Below are 18161 nucleotides of genomic sequence, written 5' to 3'. Positions count from 1 at the left end.
GGAGCGACCGCGCCTTTCGGCCGACGCCGGCATGATCCGAACGACGGGCCCTACGCGCAGCAGTCGGCCTCCAGGCCCCGCGGCAGGCGCTCGCCCCCGAAGACCGCGCACGTCGGCTCGTCCCCGCCGAGCGCGGCCACGGCCAGAAGCAGTGAACCAGCCGTCCAGGTGGTGAGCTCCCTCGGCCAGATCGTGCGGTCCTCGAAGACGTAGCCCGTCCAGTAAAGGCCCGTCTCCGGGTCCCGCAGGTGCTGGATCGACTGAAGGATCTCCAGCGCGCGGTCGGATTCGCCCACGGCCCACAGGGCCAGGGCGAGTTCGGCCGACTCGCCGCCGGTCACCCACGGGTTGGGGACGACGCAGCGCACACCGAGGCCGGGCACGACGAAGCGGTGCCAGTCCGCCTCGATGCGCTCCTTCGCCTCGACGCCCGTCAGTGCGCCCCCCAGGACCGGGTAGTACCAGTCCATCGAGTAGCGGTCCTTGTCGAGAAAGCGCTCGGGATGCCTGCGTATCGCGTGCCGCAGCGCGCCCACCGCCAACTCCCAGTCGGGCTGGGGCTCTTCACGCTGTTCCGCGATCGCGAGAGCGCACCGCAGCGCATGGTGGATCGAGGAGCAGCCGGTGAGCAGCGCGTCCGTCACGGCCGTTCCGTCGTCCTCGCGCTTCCATCCGATCTGCCCGCCGGGCAGTTGGAGGCGCAGCACGAACTCCACGGCCGCGTACACGGTCGGCCACATCCGGTCCAGGAACGTGTCGTCACCGGTCGCGAGGTAGTGGTGCCACACCCCCACGGCCACGTAGGCGACGAAGTTCGTCTCCCGGCCGCGGTCCGTCACGTCCTGCGGGTCCCCGTCGGCGTACGCCGCATACCAGGAGCCGTCCTCGTTCTGGTGCCGGGCCAGCCACTCGTAGGCGCGTTCGGCCGCTTCGTTCTCGTCGGCCGCGTCCAGTGCCATGGCCGCCTCGACGTGGTCCCACGGGTCGAGATGGTGCCCCCGGAACCACGGGATGGCTCCGTCCTCCCGCTGCACGGCGAGGAGCCCGCCGACGGTCGCGGCGGCCTCCTCGGCGGTGAGGACCCCGGGCAGGACGAGGTGTTCTGTCCGGGGGGTCGTCACTGGCCGGCCGCCTCGGAGGCCCCGGAGAGCCGGGGCAGATGCGGCTTTGTCGCGTAGGCGACGAAGCTCTTGCCGATCAGCGGGTTCAGCGCCTGTTCGGCGACCCGGGTGGCGACGGGTTTCTTCATGATGTCCCAGACCAGGAGCTTGTGGTACGCGCGCACCGGCAGCGCCTTGTCGTTGTCGACGCCGAAGGCGCACTTGAGCCACCAGTACGGCGAGTGCAGCGCGTGCGCGTGGTGCGTGCCGTACGGCTTGAGCCCGGCCTGCCGGATCTTCGCGAGGAGCTCGTCCGCGCGGTAGATGCGGATATGACCGCCCTCGACCTCGTGATAGGCGTCGGACAGGGTCCAGCAGACCTTCTCGGGGCCGTAGCGCGGCACGGTGATCGCGATGCGTCCGCCCGGCTTGAGCACCCGGACCATCTCGGCGAGCACGCCCTTGTCGTCCGGGATGTGCTCCATGACCTCGGAAATGATCACGACGTCGAAGGACTCGTCGGGGAAGGGGAGCGCAAGGGCGTCCCCCTCCATCGCGGTCGCGGTGGCGCCCTCGGGGGCCTCGCCGGCCTCCTTCATCGCCGCGAACCACTTGGCGACCTCGCGGATCTCCTCGCCGTTGCGGTCGAGGGCCACGACCTGGGCTCCGCGCCGGTAGCACTCGAACGCGTGCCGTCCGGCACCGCAGCCGAGGTCCAGGACGCGGTCTCCCGGGGCGAGCGGGAACCGGGAGAAGTCGACGGTCAGCACGTGGCCCTGCTTTCGCGATTGGGTACGACGATCTCTTCGGCGGCGGCCGGTTTCTCGGCCGCGACCGCTTCTTCGGCCGCGCGGGCGGCCCGTGTCGGGGCCGCGGAGCGCCGGGTGTCCTGCCGGACGGAGGCGGCGACGGCCTCGCGGTACCGCGCCACCGTGCCCTCGGCGGCCTTGGCCCAGGTGAAGTGGCGCAGCACGCGACGGCGTCCGGCCGCTCCCAGCCGTGCCCGCAGCTCCGAGTCCCCGAGCAGCCTTCCGATCGCGGTGGCCAGCGCGCCGGCGTCGGCCGGGGGCACCGCCAGACAGGTCTCGCCGTCCGCTCCCGCGACCTCGGGCACGGCACCACCGGTGGTGGCCACCAGCGGCGTACCCGTCGCCATCGCCTCGGCGGCCGGCAGCGAGAAGCCCTCGTACAGCGAGGGCACGCAGGCCACCTCGGCCGATCGCACCAGATCGACCAGTTCCGCGTCCGAGATGCCCTTGACGAAGTCGACGGCGCCCTCGAGCCCGTACCGCTCGATGGCCTGGGCGACCGGTCCGTCCTGCGCCCGCTTGCCGACCACGATCAGATGCGCCCGCGGATGCTCGGTCCGCAGCTTCGCGAGCGCCTCGATCAGGAAGACCAGGCCCTTGAGCGGCACGTCCGCACTGGAGGTGGTGACGATCCGGCCGGGCACCTGCGGCACCGAGGCGTCCGGCGAGAACAGGTCCGTGTCGGCACCGATGTGCACGACGCGGATGCGGTCCCGGGAGACACCGAGGTGGTCGACGATCTCCTGGCGGGAGGTGCCGGAGACGGTGAGCACCGAGGGCAGCCGGCGGGCCACCCGCCTCTGCATCCGCGCGAACGCGTACCAGCGCCGGACGGAGAGTCTGCGCTGCCAGCCCTCGGCCGCGTCCAGCTCCAACTGGCGGTCCACGGTGATGGGGTGATGGATGGTGGTCACCAGCGGCGCCCCCACCTCACCCAACAGGCCGTAACCGAGTGTCTGGTTGTCGTGCACGACGTCGAAGTCGCCGCGCCGGGCACGCAGATGGCGGCGGGCGCGCAGCGAGAAGGTCAGCGGCTCCGGGAAGCCGCCGGTCCACATCGTCGCCACTTCGAGGGCGTCGATCCAGTCCCGGTACTCCTCGCGCCCCGGGGTTCGGAAGGGGTCGGGCTGCCGGTACAGGTCGAGGCTGGGCAGTTCGGTGAGGGTCAGGCCCTGAAGGTCCTCGCCCTCGTCGAGCACGGGGTACGGCTGGGCACCGATCACCTCGACACGATGGCCGAGCCGGACCAGTTCGCGCGAGAGGTGCCGCACATAGACACCCTGACCGCCGCAGAACGGGTTTCCCTTGTAGGTGAGGAGCGCGATGCGCAACGGACTCTCCCCGTCCGCGGCCATGCCCTCCTGGGGACCCGCCTCCCTGGCCTCAGCGGTCACTCTCGGCCCCTTCTCCCTGCCATTTTCCCGCGAGATTACGCCGGGACGGTAATCTAGAACAAGTTTCAGACTTGATCGTAGGGGCTCTGAATCTACCGGCAGGTAGCGCCGCTGTGAGTGGTGGCCCGGGTGATTCGCGCCACGACCGGCACCCTGCCATGCTGTCTGATCGCCCGCCCTCACCGACTGTCACGGAACGGGACCCATGCCTGCGGAAGCCAAGGTGCCAGCCAGTACCGCGCGACCGGCGGTCCAGCCGGCCTCACCGCCGCTCACCGAGCGGCAGGAGGCGCGCCGCCGCAGGATCCTGCACGCGAGCGCACAGCTGGCCAGCCGGGGCGGTTTCGACGCGGTGCAGATGCGCGAGGTCGCGGAGTCCTCGCAGGTCGCTCTGGGCACGCTCTACCGCTACTTCCCCTCGAAGGTGCATCTGCTCGTCGCCACCATGCAGGACCAGTTGGAGCACATGCACGGCACCCTGCGCAAGAAGCCGCCTTCCGGGGAGACGGCCTCCGAGCGGGTGGCGGAGACCCTGATGCGCGCCTTCCGCGCCCTGCAGCGCGAGCCCCATCTGGCCGACGCCATGGTGCGCGCACTGACCTTCGCGGACCGCAGCGTCTCCCCGGAGGTGGACCAGGTCTCCCGTCAGACGACGGCGATCATCCTGGACGCGATGGGGCTGGACGACCCGACTCCGGAACAGCTCTCCGCGGTCCGGGTGATCGAACACACCTGGCACTCGGCTCTGATCACCTGGCTCTCGGGCCGCGCCTCCATCGCCCAGGTCAAGATCGACATCGAGACGGTGTGCCGGCTCATCGACCTCACCGGCCCTCGTGAGCCGCACTAGGCCCCGAGGCGGGAGGGCCCCACCCATCCGGTCCGCGGGCACGGAAAAACCTACGAGACGGGTCTGGATGACCTTCCGGTCTTTCGACCTTCCGGCCCCTCGGCCGACCGATGTCGGCCTCAGCGGAAATCGAAACCTCACGCCAAAGTCGGCAGCTTCCGGTCGAGTTTCCTCGCTCGCCTCGTAGGCACTTTTAAGCTTAACACCGGCATCTCCTGACGGAACCCCCTAATCAATATTTTTCGGGTAATCCGGACTACCGTCCGGTGATCACTCAGTCCTCCGGCGGGAACACCGGCTCCCCGCTCTCCACCAGGGTGATCACGATCGCCTCCACCGGGCAGTTCTCCGCCGCGTCCAGGATCTGCTCGCCCGCGTCGGCGTCCGGATCCACGGGGTGGGACTGCCGTGCACCGTCGAGGCGGAAGGCGTCGGCCGCGCGGTGGACGCACTGTGCGGACCCGATGCAGACCGAGCGGTCCACCTCGATGTGCCAGAGGTCTCCCATGCGCTACGCCTCCCCGTACCCGGCCGGCAGATGGATCATCTTGTGCTCCAGGAACTCGCCGTACCCCTCGGGCCCGAACTCCCGCCCAAGACCCGAGTTCTTGTAGCCGCCGAAGGGACCCAGCATGTCGAGACTGAAGGTGTTCACCGAGTACGTGCCGGTACGCACCTGCCGGGCGACGTCGATACCGCGCTCGACGTCCGCCGTCCAGACGCTGCCGCTCAGGCCGTAGTCGGAGTCGTTCGCGATCTTCACGGCCTCGCCCTCGTCGCCGTACGGGAGCAGGCAGACGACCGGCCCGAAGATCTCCTCGCGGGCGATCCGCATGGAGTTGTCGACGTCGCCGAACAGGGTCGGCTCCACGTACCAGCCGCGGGTGAGGCCCGCGGGGCGCCCGCCGCCGGTGAGCACCTTGGCACCCTCCTCCTGGCCGATCCCGATGTAGTCGAGGTTGCGCCGCTGCTGGCGGGCGGCCACCAGCGGACCGACCTGGGTCGCCGGGTCCAGCGGATCGCCCACCACGAGCGCCCCCGCCGCGGCCGCGAGGGCCTCGGCGAACTCGTCGTAGCGTGAGCGCGGCACCAGGATGCGGGTCTGCGCCACACAGGCCTGCCCGTTGTTCATCCAGGCGGCCGGGACGATCCCGGCCACCGTCGTGGAGAGGTCCGCGTCCGGCAGCACCACGGCCGCCGACTTCCCGCCGAGCTCCAAGGTCACCCGGGTGAGATGGCGCGAGGCGACCTCCATCACCCGCTTGCCGGCCGCGACCGACCCGGTGAAGGACACCTTGTCGATGCCGGGGTGCCCGACGAGGTATTCGCTGACCTCGCGGTCCGCGGGCAGGATCGACAGCACACCCTCGGGCAGCCCGGCCTCGCGCGCGATCCCACCGAGGATGTACGCGTCCAGCGGCGACTCGGGCGACGGCTTGAGGACGGCGGTGCACCCGGCCAGCAGGGCGGGCGCGAGCTTGGCGGCGGCCACGAACTGCGGAACGTTCCAGGGCACCACGGCCGCCACGACCCCGGCCGGCTCGCGGCGCACAAGGATCTTCCCGAGGACACCGTCGCGCCGCTCCTCGTGGGTGAAGTCCCGTGCGACCGTGATCGCCGCGTCCCACACCATCATCGCGCCGAGCGCCTGGGCGAGGACGCTCCACGAGTACGGGGAGCCGTTCTCGCAGGAGATGACCCGGGCGATCTCCTCGTGCCGTACGGCAATCGCGTCCTTGATCCTGGACACGGCCGCGATCGCTCGTCGAGCGTCATCCGCGGCCAGGGCCCCTCGTCGAAGGCCCGGCGGGCGGCTGCGACGGCCCGGTCCACGTCCTCCCGCGAGGCGTGCGGTACGCGCCCGATGACCTCCTCGGTGTGCGGCGAGACCACCTCGATGACGTCCTCGCCCAGGGGATCGGTCAACTCCCCGCCGATGAACAGCTGTCCGTGTTCCACGAGCTCGGTCATGGCCGACTGCCTCCCTGGGAACATCTTCTGACGACGCATCAGATATCGAACTGATACCGGTTCCGGTCGGCGTAGTCCACGGGCGGGACACCGGGCCCGGAAGGTGACCGGGGCTACCTTCGAAACGTGTTCTAGTTATAGTGGCCGGAAGGCGGCGATTGGGGAATCCATGGCTCGGACGGCCGATCACGGCGGGGGCGTACGGTCGATCAGGGTCCCGATCCCTGACAACCCCCTCGGCCACACGCTGGTGTACGTCGTCGACACCGACCGCGGTCCGGTCCTGGTCGACACGGGCTGGGACGATCCGGACTCCTGGGACGCCCTCGTCGAAGGGCTGACGGCCTGCGGCACTCCGATCACGGAGGTCACGGGAGTGGTGGTCACCCATCACCACCCCGACCACCACGGTCTGTGCGGGCGGGTCCGCGAGGCGTCGGGGGCGTGGATCGCGATGCACGCGGCGGACTCCGCGATCGTCCACAGGACCCGCGACACCCGCCCCGAGCGCTGGTTCGTCTATATGGAGGCCAAGCTGGCGGCGGCCGGCGCCCCCGAGGAGCATCTGGCACCTCTGCGCGCCGCGCGAGCCCGCGGCAGCCTGCCCGGCTTCTCCCCCGCGCTCCCCGACCGCGAGATCGTCCCCGGCGACCTCCTCGACCTCCCCGGCCGCCGGCTGCGCGCGATCTGGACCCCGGGACACACACCCGGTCATGTGTGCCTGCACCTGGAGGAGGAGCATCCCGCAGGGCTGCCCGGCCACGGCCGCCTGTTCTCCGGAGACCATCTGCTTCCGGAGATCACCCCGCACATCGGCCTCTACGAGGACCCGGACGACGCCACATTGACCGACCCCCTCGGCGACTACTTCGACTCCCTCGAACGCATCGGCCGCCTCGCACCCGCCGAGGTGCTCCCGGCCCACCAGCACACCTTCCCGGACGCGCCCGCCCGCGTCGGGGAGTTGCTGGCCCACCACGAGGAGCGGCTGGGCGACCTCCTCGCGCTCCTCGGCACCCCGCTGACCCCCTGGCAGCTCGCCGAGCGCATGGAGTGGAACCGCCCCTGGGAGGAGATCCCCTACGGTTCACGGCACATCGCGGTCTCCGAGGCCGAGGCGCACTTGCGCCGGCTGGTGAAGACGGGCCGTGCGGAGGCGGTGACGGCGAGCGATCCGGTGACGTACGTGGCGGTGTGAAAGCACTCGCACCCCATGTCCCGCCGCTGATACCAAGCCGTATGGATCCCTGGGAGCTACTCCTCGCCGAACGCGCTTGCGAGCGCCTCGTCCTCGACTTCGTCCACCGGCTCGACCTCGGCGAACCCGCCTCCGTGGCCGAGCTGTTCACGGAGGACGGCATCTGGCGGTGGCCGGCGGGCGACAGGACCGTGCGGGGCCGGGACGCGCTGCGCCGCTACTTCGGCGGGCGTCCCGCCGACCGGCTCTCACGCCGCCTGATGTCCAACGTCCTCGTCACGGTGACGTCCCCGGACGCGGCCGCCGCCACGTCGTACTTCACGACGTACCGCGTCGACGGGTACGAGGGCGGCATGGTCCCGGCGGGTCACCCGACCCAAGTGGGCCACTACCAGGACACCTTCGCCAGGGCGGAGGGCATCTGGCTGCTCACCTCCCGCACCCTGTTCCTGCCCTTCGGCGGCCCGACGCGCCGGCTCCCCCGCTAGGCGGTCCGCGAGGTCGTGCGTCGGATCAACGCCTCGGCCTCACCGAGAAGTTCGTCCTCGCGCTCGCTCATGGTCGGGTTCTCCTCCCGGCGGCGCAGGGCCTGCGTCAGGCACTCCTCGGTCAGGGCCGAGGTGCCCCGCTGCCCCGCCGGCATCGCGGCCGGCAACGCGCGCACGCCGTCCACCCGGGGTTCGCCGACCACGGCCACCTGCGCGAGGATCACCGCGGACATGCCCCGGTCGAGCCCCGGGGCGCCCTCCTCGGCGGTCGCCCAGTCGATGACCTTCGGGCCTTCGGCAGTCATGATCACGTCCAGTGGGTGCAGGTCGAGGTGGAGGACGCGGACGGCCGGGTCCGACGAGTCACGGGCGGGCAGCGCGTGCAGCTCGCGCAGCAGCCTGGCCGGCAACTCCCCGGCCTCCTGCGGGCCGAGGCGCCCCTGGAGCATCGCCTCCGGCATCGTGGGCCCGGACAGTCTCTCCATCTCGAGGTCGCCGCGGGTCGCCGTCCGTACGCCGGGCGCGGGGCAACCGTGGCCACGGGCGTGGTCCATCACCGCGGCCTCGGCCGCCGCGTCGCACCAGCCGTCCCGGTAGCGCCGCAGCACCCATGCGCCGTCGATCTCGTACACGTCCGCCGTGCGCCCGGAGCCGAGCAGTCTCCCCGTCTGCATGAACGGGCCCTGTCCGAGGCCGGCACGCACGGTCCCGACGCCCGCTGCCCTCGCAGGGGGCCCTCGGCTCCCCTCCTACCGGCGGGTACAGTAGCCGGGTCGTTCTCGCACCCGTACGGGGGGAAGCCGGTGGAATTCCGGCGCTGACCCGCAACCGTGAGCCACACACGTGGCGAGCCGGATCGCCCCGCACGGTTCGTGACCGGCTCACGCACACCGGCGGCCCGCCGATGTGCGGCACCGTCGAGGTCTACGGAGCCGAGCCGCCCGGAGTGTTCCGTGCTGCCCGGCTCCCCGCAGGGAGAGGCACATGAACCTCCGCCGCAGCGCCGCCGCTCTGGCAGCGGTCGCCGTGATCGGCACGGCCACGCCCGCCGTCGCCGCCGGACCGTCCCCGTCCGCGTCGCCGTCCCCGGTGATACCCGACGGTCTGTACGGCCGCACGGACCCGACGTACGACGGCGTCTGGCGCCAGTCGCTGACCCTCCTCGCCCAGGACACCGTGGGCGTCAAGCCCGCGCTCGCGGCGGTGGACTGGCTGACCGGACAGCAGTGCGCGAACGGCTCGTTCGCGGCCTTCCGCGCCGACACAGCCGAGCCCTGCGACGCCGAACTCATGGTCGACACCAACAGCACGGCCGCCGCCGTCCAGGTGCTCGCCGCACTCGGCGGCCACGACGCCGCCACCGGCAAGGCGGTCACCTGGCTGAAGTCCGTGCAGAACGCGGACGGCGGCTGGGGGTACACGCCGGGCGGTGCCAGCGACGCGAACTCCACGTCCGTGGTCATCGGCGCCCTCGCCGCCGCGGGCGGGGACCCGCAGGACGTCCGCAAGGGGGGCAGGTCTCCTTACGACGCGCTGTTGAAGCTCGCACTGCCCTGTGACGGCGACGGGGCGGGTGCCTTCGCCTACCAGCCGGACAAGAAGGGCATGTTGACGGCCAACGCGGACGCGACGGCGGCAGCGGTGCTCGGCGCGCTCGGCAAGGGGCTGGCCGGGGACGACGCCAAGCCGGACGCCGCCCCGCCGGCCTGCGGGAACGCCGACGATCCTGGACAGGCCGCACACAACGGCGCCGCCTACCTCCGCACGGCCCTGGCCAAGGACAAGCACCTCACCCAGGAGCTGCCCGGCGCCAAGCCGCAACCCGACTACGGCAACACGGCGGACGCGGTCGTCGCGCTCGCCACCGTCGGCCAGGGCGACCAGGCCGCCGATTCACTGCGCTGGCTGGAGACCCACTACGAGCAGTGGGCGAAGCAGAGCGGACCGGCCGCGTACGCCCAGCTGATCCTCGCCGCGAACGCGGAGGGCTCCGACCCGCGCCACTTCGGCGGCCAGGACCTGGTCCGGCTCATGGACGCGACCGGACCGGCCCCCGCCTCGGTGCCCGACGCCAAGGGCTCCGAGCCGCACGGCTCCGAGCACGCGGCGAAGTCCGACAAGGACGAGGGTCCCCTCCGTGTCGCTTGGATCGTCGGTGCCTGTCTCCTCGCCCTGACCGCCGGCGGCATCCTGTACACCTCCCGGGGCGGGAGGCGTCAGCCGTGAGCCGCCGTGTCTGCGCCCTGCTCCTGGCCCCTCTGATCCTGCTGCTGGGGGCCGCCGGGCAGGCGCAGGCCGCCGGGTACCGCTACTGGTCCTTCTGGGAGCGCGACGGCGGCCACTGGACCTACGCCACCCAGGGCCCCTCGACCACCCGCCCGGCCGACGGTGACGTCCAGGGCTTCCGCTTCGCCGTCAGCGAGGACTCCGCGGACGCCACCACACCGCGCGGCGCCGCGGACTTCGACGCCGTCTGCGACGGGACGCCCGCACGGCCGGGCCAGAAGCGGGTGGCGCTGGTCATCGACTTCGGTACGCCCTCGGACGCCGCCTCGGGCGAGACCCCGCCCGCCGCGCGCACCGCCTGCGCCCGCATACCCGGGGACGCGACGACGGCGGACGCGCTCGCCGCGGTCGCGGGGCCCCTCCGCTACGACACGAACGCCCTGCTGTGCGCGATAGCGGGCTATCCGCGGCAGGGGTGCGGGGAGCAGGTGACCGCGCAGAAGCACCCCGCGCGGGCCGATGACGAGCCCCACCACGGCCCGTCGGTGGGCGTGTTCGCGGGCATCGCCGCCGTGGTGGTCCTGGGCGCGGCGGCGCTGTGGCAGGCGCGCCGCCGCAGGAGCTGACGATGGCGCCCCCGACCCGCCGCGGCCGACCGGCCGTCCACCCGGGCGCCTGGTGGCTGTGGTCACTGGGGCTCGCCGTCGCGGCCACCCGTACCACCAACCCGCTCGTGCTGGCCCTCCTTGTCGCCGTGTCCTCGTACGTCGTCGCGGCCCGCCGCACACAGGACCCGTGGTCCCGCTCCTACGCGGCCTTCGCCAGACTCGCCCTCGCGGTCCTCGCCATCCGCCTGGTCTTCGCCGTGGTCCTCGGCTCGCCCGTCCCCGGCACCCACACCGTCCTGACCCTGCCCGAAGTCCCCCTGCCGCACTGGGCCCAGGGCATCCGCATCGGTGGCCGGGTCACCGCCGAGGGCCTCGTCTTCGCCCTGTACGACGGCCTCAAACTGGCCACCCTGCTCATCTGCGTCGGTGCCGCCAACGCGCTGGCGAATCCGGCAAGGCTGCTCAAGGCACTCCCGGGCGCCCTGTACGAGACGGGTGTGGCGGTCGTCGTAGCGCTCACCTTCGCCCCGCACCTCGTCGCCGACGTCCGGCGCCTGCGCGCGGCGCGCCGGCTGCGCGGCCGGCCCGACCGGGGCCTGCACGGGCTGCTCCAGGTAGGACTGCCTGTCCTGGAAGGCGCGCTGGAACGCTCCGTAGCCCTCGCCGCCGCGATGGACGCGCGCGGCTTCGGCCGCACCGCCGACGTACCCCCCGCCGTCCGGCGCACCACCGCCGCCCTCACCCTGGGCGGCCTCCTCGGCGTCTGCGCGGGGACGTACGGACTGCTGACGGCCGAAGGGGGCGTCTACGGTCTGCCCGTCCTGCTCGTGGGCCTCGCCGCCGCCCTCGTCGGCCTCCGGCTCGGCGGCCGGCGCTCGCCGCGCACGCGCTACCGGCCGGACGTCTGGGGCGCACGGGCGTGGCTGGTCGCCGGTTCCGGGATCGTGGCGGCTGCGGTGCTGGCCGTCGCCGCCGCCCTGGACCCCGCCGCCCTGCACCCCGGTGTCGTCCCCCTGGCCGCTCCGGCGCTGCCCCTGCTGCCCGCCGCGGCCGTCCTGGTCGGTCTGCTGCCCGCGTTCGTCACCCCCGCACCCGAGGAGTCCGCGTGATCCGCTTCGAGGATGTCTCCGTGAGGTACGACGGAGCGGCCGAACTCGCCGTCGATGGTGTCGACTTCGAGGTCCCTGAGGGCGAACTGACGCTGCTGGTCGGCCCGTCCGGGGTCGGCAAGTCCACGGTGCTCGGCGCGGTGAGCGGGCTGGTCCCGCACTTCACGGGCGGCACCCTGCGCGGCCGTGTCACCGTGGCCGGACGCGATACCCGTACCCACAAGCCGCGTGAACTCGCCGACGTGGTGGGAACGGTGGGGCAGGATCCGCTGTCCCACTTCGTGACGGACACCGTGGAGGACGAACTCGCCTACGGCATGGAGTCGTTGGGGCTGGCCCCGGCGGTCATGCGGCGGCGGGTCGAGGAGACTCTGGACCTGCTGGGCCTCGCCGATCTGAGGAACCGGCCGATCACCACCCTGTCGGGCGGTCAGCAGCAGCGCGTCGCGATCGGCTCGGTACTCACCCCCCACCCGAAGGTCCTCGTCCTCGACGAGCCGACGTCCGCTCTGGACCCCGCGGCGGCCGAAGAGGTCCTCGCCGTCCTGCAGCGGCTCGTCCACGATCTCGGTACGACGGTCCTGCTCGCCGAGCACCGGCTGGAACGGGTCGTCCAGTACGCCGACCGGGTCGTCCTGCTGCCCGGCCCCGGTGTCCGTCCCGTCATCGGCGCCCCGGCCGAGGTCATGGCCCGCTCCCCGGTGTATCCGCCGGTGGTGGACCTGGGCCGGCTGGCGGGCTGGTCGCCCCTGCCCCTCACGGTGCGCGACGCCCGCCGCCGCGCGGACGCCCTGCGCGAACGACTCGCGGACGCGTCACCCGTGCACGGCCGGGATCCGTCTCCCCGCGCGGCGTCGAACCCCGGTACCGAAGTCCCCGTCCCGCGCCGCCTCCTGCGCCGGCGCAGCGTCCCGGACGCCCCGCAGGCCCACCCCGCGACCGCCGTGACGTCCCTGGCCGTCCGCCGCGGCGCCGTCGAGGCGCTGCGCCAGGTCGACCTGACCGTCACCGCCGGTGAGACCGTGGCCCTCATGGGGCGCAACGGAGCCGGGAAGTCCACGCTCCTGTCCGCGCTCGTCGGACTCGTCGAACCGGCCCGTGGTGCGGTTCGGACCGGCGGCGTGGTTCCGCACCGCACCGCACCACGTGACCTGGTACGGCGCGTGGGCCTCGTACCGCAGGAGCCGCGGGACCTGCTGTACGCGGACACGGTGGGCGCCGAGTGCGCCGCCGCGGACCGGGACGCGGACGCCGCCCCCGGCAGCTGCCGGGCCCTGGTGACGGAACTGCTGCCCGGCGTCACGGACGACGCGCACCCGAGGGATCTGTCGGAGGGGCAGCGGCTGGCGCTCGCCCTGGCCGTGGTCCTCACGGCACGCCCCCGGCTGCTGCTCCTGGACGAGCCGACACGCGGACTCGACTACGCGGCGAAGGCGCGTCTGGTCGCCGTGCTGCGCGGGCTCGCCGCCGAGGGACACGCCATCGTGCTGGCCACCCATGATGTGGAGCTGGCCGCGGAACTCGCCCACCGGGTGGTGATCCTGGCCGAGGGCGAGGTCGTCGCCGACGGGCCGGCCGCCGAGGTGGTGGTCGCGTCCCCCTCGTTCGCGCCCCAGGTGACGAAGGTCCTCGCCCCGCAGCAGTGGCTCACCGTCGCCCAGGTCCGGGAGGCACTGTCGTCATGACACCCCGCACGCCGAATCCGGCCGCCGCCCCCCGGGCCCGTCCCGTCCGCCTCGGCCCCCGGTCCGTCGCCGCTCTCGCGCTGGTGAGCGCGGTCGGTGCCGCGGGGTTCACCTGGCCCCTGTTCGCCGACCCCGCCTCCCAGGTCGGCGCGCACGCCCAGGACGCGCCCTGGCTCTTCGCCGGTCTGCTGGTGCTGCTGGTCGCCGTCGTCGCGGCGACGATCTCCGAGTCGGGGCTCGGTCCCAAGGCCGTGGCGATGCTCGGCGTGCTCGCCGCGACCGGTGCCGCCCTGCGGCCGATCGGTGCGGGTACGGCCGGCATCGAGCCGATGTTCTTCCTGATGGTGCTGAGCGGGCGGGTGCTCGGGCCCGGCTTCGGGTTCGTCCTCGGGAACGTGACGATGTTCGCCTCCGCCCTGCTGACGGGCGGGGTGGGACCGTGGCTGCCGTTCCAGATGCTGGCCATGGGCTGGTTCACCCTGGGCGCGGGGCTGCTGCCCGGCGACCGGCTGCGGGGGCGGGGCGAGGCGGCGCTGCTCGCCGGATACGGCTTCCTTGCCGCGTTCGCGTACGGCACGGTGATGAACCTCGCCGGCTGGCCCTACATGAACGCACTCGCCTCCGGCATCGCCTTCGACCCGCATGCCGGGCTCGCCGCCAACCTGGCCCGCTTCCTCGCCTACTGCGTGGCCACCTCACTGGGCTGGGACCTCGGGCGGGCCGCCGTCACGGTCGTCCTGACCTTCTTCCTCGGTCCGGCCGTGCTCAGGGCACTGCGCCGGGCGACCCGTCGTGCCGCCTTCGAGAGCCCGGTCGCCTTCGAGCCGCGCTGAGACGAGACGCCGGTCACATCCCAACTCCCGCGGATGCGACGCCGGTCACATTCGGCGGGGCTTCGGAGGCATCGCGACCGTCCCCGGGCCGCGACCTGGGTCACACCGCGGGGCACCCGGCTGCGGCGCGGGTCACACCCTTCGCCTCCGCTCCGTGTCACCTCCTCGACGGTCGGTGACCCAAACCGTGACGAGCCCCACGTGAGCGGGGTCACCTACGGCCCGCGGCCGTAGATCGAGTGAGTGGGCATGTTCGCGGCAATTCGGCCTCCGACCTGGGGATTGAGAGCCAGGTCACACAAGCACCCCATACCCCCGATGCGACCACAACTAGTAAAAAGGGTCATTGCGGACATTCCTCGAGCCTGCTTCTCTGGATGACGTCGCCGGGCGCCGACGAGCCCACACGGGCCGCGGCGCCGACGTACGCCCCCACCGCACCCCACGCGGTAACGGCATGCCTGCGACTCCTTGTCCCCGAACGAAAAGGTTCTCTGTGTCCGTCTCCTTCATCCGCCGCGTCGCTTCCCCGAAGAAGGCCTTCGCCACTGCCGCCGTCGCCGCCGCCGCGTCCGGCATGCTGCTCACCTCGGTGCCCGCCCACGCGGCCACCGACTCGGCCTCCAACGCCCGGACGATCGCGCACCAGATGATTCCTGACGCCGCGCAGTACGAAGCGTTCAACAAGATCGTCACCCACGAGAGCGGCTGGAACATGCACGCCACCAACGCCTCGTCCGGTGCCTACGGCCTGGTCCAGGCGCTGCCCGCATCCAAGATGGCCTCCGCCGGTGCCGACTGGAAGACGAACCCTGCCACCCAGATCAAGTGGGGCCTGGACTACATGAACTCCCGCTACGGCAGCCCCGTCGCCGCATGGAACTTCTGGTCCACCCACCACTGGTACTGAGCCGCCCGAGCTCACCCTGCCGCGAAGGCGGCGGTCCCCCCTCCGGGACCGCCGCCTTCGGCGTGTCCGCACACGCCCGCCGCTTGCGCGCGGTGTGCGGCGTCAGGGCACCAGGCACTCGAACCACACGGTCTTGCCGTCCGAAGACCCCGGCTCCACACCCCACTTGTCGACGACGGCGTCGACCAGCAGCAGCCCGCGTCCGCCTTCCGCGTCCGGGGGCGGGGCGTGCGTCGCCGAGGGAAGCCGGGAGCACCCGTCGGTCACCTCCACCCGGACTCCCGCGGCCTGCCGCACGACGAGCAGCGTGCAGTGCCGGTCGGGCACATGGCGCACGACGTTGGCGACCAGCTCGGTCACGGCCAGTTCCACGGCGTCCGCCAAATCCGCCATCTCCCACTCGCGCAGGAGGGAGCGGACGATCCGGCGGACATGCCGGGCCGAGTGCTCGCCCACGGTCAGGCGCATGCGGTACTGGTTCGCACAGGCACCCCGGAGGGGCGGGGGAATGTAGTCGTTCACCGTACAAGGCTGACCTGGCACGACTACGCTCGGCTACGGATCGGATACAACCGGCCCAGCGGTGGGCCCGGTTGCGCAAGAGGGGGCCGTGCATGACCCACGTCAACGTCCTCGACCCGGGCGCCTCACCACTCGACTACTACGGGTTCGAGCTGCGCCGTCATCGGGAGGCGGCGGGGCTGACGCAGAAGCAGCTCGGGGACATCGTCAACTACACCGGTTCGCTGGTCGGGCAGATCGAGACGGCACGGAAGCTGCCCACGCCCGAGTTCAGCGAGCGGGTGGACGCGGCGCTGGGGACGGGTGGGTTGCTGTCGCGGCTCGTCGCACTGGTCATGCGCAGCCAGCTTCCGGCGTGGTTCCAACACGTGGCGGAGTTGGAGGCGCGGGCCACGGAGATCTCCGCCTTCCAGGCGTTCACCATCCACGGCCTTCTTCAGACGAAGGCGTACTCCCGTACGGTGCTCGGGGCACTCGACAGGACCGACCTCGACGATCGCACCGAAGTGCGGCTCGCGCGCCAGCGCATCCTCGAGAAGACCGAGCCGCCGGTCCTCTGGACGGTGCTCAGTGAGGCCGCACTCCACCAAGAAGTCGGCGGCCCGACGACGATGCGTGAACAACTGGTCCACTTGTTGTCCTTCGAAGGCGACCCACGAATCAACATCCAGGTCCTGCCCTTCTCAGCCGGTGCACACGCGGGCCTGCAAGGCTCGTTCACCATCTTCCGGTTTACGAGCGATCCGACCGTCGTGTACACGGAGGGCTACGGCAGCGGGCATCCATCCGCGAATCCGGCCACCGCCAAGGACTGCTCTCTCCGTTACGATCATCTGCAAGCCGCCGCACTCTCGCTCAGGGACTCGGCGGCGCTGATCCGACGCGTGATGGAGGAACGCTATGGAGACCAACGCGATCCAGTGGCGTAAGTCCAGCCACAGTGGCGACCAGGGTGGCGAATGCCTCGAATTCGCCGAACTCCCGGACGCCGCCGTGGCCGTACGCGACTCCAAGGCCCCCGCCGGGCCGGTGCTCACCCTCGGGCCCGCCGCCTACGCGGCGTTCGTCTCCTGGGCGTCTACAACCGCTGAATGATCGTGCCGGTGGCCAGTCCGCCACCCGCGCACATGGTGATGAGCGCGAACTCCTTGTCGGTGCACTTCAGTTCGTGCAGTGCCGTGGTGATCAGCCGTGCCCCGGTCGCACCAACCGGGTGCCCCAGCGCGATCGCGCCGCCGTTCACGTTCACCTTCTCCAGGTCCTGCCCGAAGACCTGGGCCCAGCTCAGCACCACCGATGCGAACGCCTCGTTGATCTCGACCAGGTCGATGTCCTTCAAGGACATCCCGGCCTTGCCCAGTACGGCCTTCGTGGCGTCGATCGGGCCGTCGAGATGGAAGTGCGGGTCGGAACCCACCAGCGCCTGGGCCACGATGCGTGCCCTCGGCCGCAGCTTCAGCGCCCGCGCCATCCGTTTGGACACCCACATGATCGCCGCCGCACCGTCGGAGATCTGCGACGAGTTGCCGGCCGTGTGCACCGCCGTCGGCATGATCGGCTTGAGCCCGGCCAGCGCCTCCATGGACGTGTCCCGCAGCCCCTCGTCCCGGTCGACCAGCCGCCACATGCCCTGACCGGCCCGCTGCTCCTCCTCCGTGGTCGGGACCTGCACGGCGAACGCCTCGCGCTTGAACCGCTCCTCGGACCAGGCGATCGCGGCCCGCTCCTGCGAGATGAGTCCGAGCGAGTCGACGTTCTCGCGGGTCAGCCCCCGGTGCCTGGCGATGCGCTCCGCCGCCTCGAACTGGTTCGGCAGGTCCACGTTCCACTCGTCAGGGAAGGGCTTGCCGGGACCGTGTTTGGAACCCGAGCCGAGCGGTACCCGCGACATGGCCTCCACACCGCAGCTGATCCCGACGTCGATGACGCCCGCCGCCACCATGTTGGCCACCATGTGCGAGGCCTGCTGCGAAGAGCCGCACTGGCAGTCCACGGTCGTGGCGGCGGTCTCGTACGGCAGGCCCATCGTCAGCCATGCCGTACGCGCGGGGTTCATCGACTGCTCGCCCGCGTGCGTCACCGTACCGCCCACGATCTGCTCGACGCAGTCGGCGTGGATGCCGGTGCGGCCGAGGAGTTCGCGATAGGTCTCGCCCAGAAGGTAGGCGGGGTGCAGATGGGCGAGCGCGCCGCCGCGCCTGCCGATGGGGGTGCGTACGGCTTCGACCATCACGGGTTCCGCGGCCATGGGGGGCTCGTCCTCTCCTCGGTCACCCGCGCGGCGCGGGCGTCCCGGCCCACCCGCCACGCAGAACTAGTACGCGTTCTAGTTCTGCATGCAGTCTGCTGACAGCGGAGCCGCAGCGGCAAGGGTCTTGCAGCCTCCGAAGTCCCGATCTGCACGAATCCCGCACGCAATTGGAGTGGCCGCACCTCTTGCGACTTGTAGAACCCGTTA

General features: G+C 71.8%; 18 protein-coding genes, 1 pseudogene and 1 riboswitch. Of the genes and pseudogenes, 11 read left to right on the top strand and 8 right to left on the bottom strand.

The window, feature by feature from the left end; genetic code table 11:
• Positions 1-50: 50 nt before the first annotated feature.
• From ADL25_RS02510 to ADL25_RS02500, 3 genes are read right to left on the bottom strand one after another with little or no spacing between them, the layout of a single operon-like run.
• The gene (locus tag ADL25_RS02510) at positions 51-1121 is read right to left on the bottom strand and encodes a prenyltransferase (RefSeq protein ID WP_059125924.1); all 1071 of its coding nucleotides are present in this window, start codon (positions 1119-1121) and stop codon (positions 51-53) included.
• Positions 1118-1870, bottom strand: coding sequence for a class I SAM-dependent methyltransferase (locus ADL25_RS02505; RefSeq protein WP_059125923.1), 753 nt, complete (start codon positions 1868-1870; stop codon positions 1118-1120). The genes ADL25_RS02510 and ADL25_RS02505 overlap by 4 nt, the downstream gene beginning before the upstream one ends.
• Positions 1864-3303: a glycosyltransferase family 4 protein gene (locus tag ADL25_RS02500; RefSeq protein ID WP_059125922.1), complete on the bottom strand. Its 1440-nt coding sequence runs from the start codon at positions 3301-3303 to the stop codon at positions 1864-1866. The genes ADL25_RS02505 and ADL25_RS02500 overlap by 7 nt, the downstream gene beginning before the upstream one ends.
• Positions 3304-3508: 205 nt before the next feature.
• Between ADL25_RS02500 and ADL25_RS02495 the strand changes: the two genes are divergently transcribed.
• Complete coding sequence (locus ADL25_RS02495; protein WP_059125921.1) at positions 3509-4153, top strand: TetR family transcriptional regulator; 645 nt, start codon at positions 3509-3511, stop codon at positions 4151-4153.
• 274 nt (positions 4154-4427) lie between these two features.
• On the opposite strand, the gene ADL25_RS02490 is transcribed toward ADL25_RS02495, so the two are convergent.
• Entirely contained in the window at positions 4428-4661 is a 234-nt protein-coding gene (locus ADL25_RS02490; protein WP_059125920.1) for a ferredoxin, read from the bottom strand.
• Positions 4662-4664: 3 nt separating this feature from the next.
• Positions 4665-6124 (bottom strand): annotated as a pseudogene (locus ADL25_RS02485) (aldehyde dehydrogenase).
• A 169-nt stretch (positions 6125-6293) separates the two neighbouring features.
• Between ADL25_RS02485 and ADL25_RS02480 the strand changes: the two are divergent.
• The gene (locus ADL25_RS02480) at positions 6294-7322 is read left to right on the top strand and encodes an MBL fold metallo-hydrolase (protein WP_059125919.1); all 1029 of its coding nucleotides are present in this window, start codon (positions 6294-6296) and stop codon (positions 7320-7322) included.
• A 41-nt stretch (positions 7323-7363) separates the two neighbouring features.
• Positions 7364-7810 carry a nuclear transport factor 2 family protein gene (locus tag ADL25_RS02475; RefSeq protein ID WP_059125918.1) on the top strand — a complete coding sequence of 149 codons (447 nt, stop codon included), beginning with the start codon at positions 7364-7366 and terminating at the stop codon, positions 7808-7810.
• Here ADL25_RS02475 and ADL25_RS02470 read toward each other — a convergent pair.
• Positions 7807-8484: a phosphotransferase gene (locus ADL25_RS02470; RefSeq protein WP_059126053.1), complete on the bottom strand. Its 678-nt coding sequence runs from the start codon at positions 8482-8484 to the stop codon at positions 7807-7809. The genes ADL25_RS02475 and ADL25_RS02470 overlap by 4 nt on opposite strands.
• Positions 8485-8562: 78 nt before the next feature.
• A riboswitch (cobalamin riboswitch) is annotated at positions 8563-8690 on the top strand.
• A 104-nt stretch (positions 8691-8794) separates the two neighbouring features.
• On the opposite strand from ADL25_RS02470, the gene ADL25_RS02465 reads away from it, so the two are divergent.
• The 6 genes from ADL25_RS02465 to ADL25_RS02440 all read left to right on the top strand — a co-directional run bounded on the left by ADL25_RS02465 (position 8795) and on the right by ADL25_RS02440 (position 15181).
• Entirely contained in the window at positions 8795-10036 is a 1242-nt protein-coding gene (locus ADL25_RS02465; protein WP_059125917.1) for a prenyltransferase/squalene oxidase repeat-containing protein, read from the top strand.
• Positions 10033-10662, top strand: a complete 630-nt coding sequence (locus tag ADL25_RS02460; protein WP_059125916.1) for an SCO2322 family protein — start codon at positions 10033-10035, stop codon at positions 10660-10662. The genes ADL25_RS02465 and ADL25_RS02460 overlap by 4 nt, the downstream gene beginning before the upstream one ends.
• 2 nt (positions 10663-10664) lie before the next feature.
• Positions 10665-11753 (top strand): energy-coupling factor transporter transmembrane component T, encoded by a 1089-nt coding sequence (locus ADL25_RS02455; protein ID WP_059125915.1) that lies wholly within the window; start codon positions 10665-10667, stop codon positions 11751-11753.
• On the top strand, positions 11750-13438 hold the full coding sequence (locus tag ADL25_RS02450; RefSeq protein WP_059125914.1) for an ABC transporter ATP-binding protein: 1689 nt from the start codon (positions 11750-11752) through the stop codon (positions 13436-13438). The genes ADL25_RS02455 and ADL25_RS02450 overlap by 4 nt, the downstream gene beginning before the upstream one ends.
• Positions 13435-14271 (top strand): ECF transporter S component, encoded by an 837-nt coding sequence (locus ADL25_RS02445; protein WP_059125913.1) that lies wholly within the window; start codon positions 13435-13437, stop codon positions 14269-14271. Before ADL25_RS02450 ends, ADL25_RS02445 begins: the two co-directional genes overlap by 4 nt.
• Before the next feature lie 496 nt (positions 14272-14767).
• Positions 14768-15181, top strand: a complete 414-nt coding sequence (locus tag ADL25_RS02440) for a transglycosylase SLT domain-containing protein (protein WP_059125912.1) — start codon at positions 14768-14770, stop codon at positions 15179-15181.
• Positions 15182-15283: 102 nt separating this feature from the next.
• Here the strand turns inward: ADL25_RS02440 and ADL25_RS02435 are convergent, their stop codons facing one another.
• Positions 15284-15703 (bottom strand): ATP-binding protein, encoded by a 420-nt coding sequence (locus ADL25_RS02435; RefSeq protein ID WP_059125911.1) that lies wholly within the window; start codon positions 15701-15703, stop codon positions 15284-15286.
• 92 nt (positions 15704-15795) lie between these two features.
• Here ADL25_RS02435 and ADL25_RS02430 point away from each other — a divergent pair, with 92 nt between their 5' ends.
• Together ADL25_RS02430 and ADL25_RS45580 are read left to right on the top strand one after the other, a co-directional pair.
• Entirely contained in the window at positions 15796-16632 is an 837-nt protein-coding gene (locus tag ADL25_RS02430) for a helix-turn-helix domain-containing protein (protein ID WP_059125910.1), read from the top strand.
• Complete coding sequence (locus ADL25_RS45580) at positions 16604-16798, top strand: DUF397 domain-containing protein (protein WP_079050127.1); 195 nt, start codon at positions 16604-16606, stop codon at positions 16796-16798. The genes ADL25_RS02430 and ADL25_RS45580 overlap by 29 nt, the downstream gene beginning before the upstream one ends.
• Here ADL25_RS45580 and ADL25_RS02425 read toward each other — a convergent pair.
• Positions 16782-17951, bottom strand: coding sequence for a steroid 3-ketoacyl-CoA thiolase (locus ADL25_RS02425; RefSeq protein WP_059125909.1), 1170 nt, complete (start codon positions 17949-17951; stop codon positions 16782-16784). The two genes, ADL25_RS45580 and ADL25_RS02425, sit on opposite strands and share 17 nt — an antisense overlap.
• Positions 17952-18161 lie beyond the last annotated feature (210 nt).

This window comes from Streptomyces sp. NRRL F-5122, assembly GCF_001507435.1.
Classification (GTDB): domain Bacteria; phylum Actinomycetota; class Actinomycetes; order Streptomycetales; family Streptomycetaceae; genus Streptomyces; species Streptomyces lannensis.
This window is presented reverse-complemented; position numbering and strand designations above follow the sequence as displayed.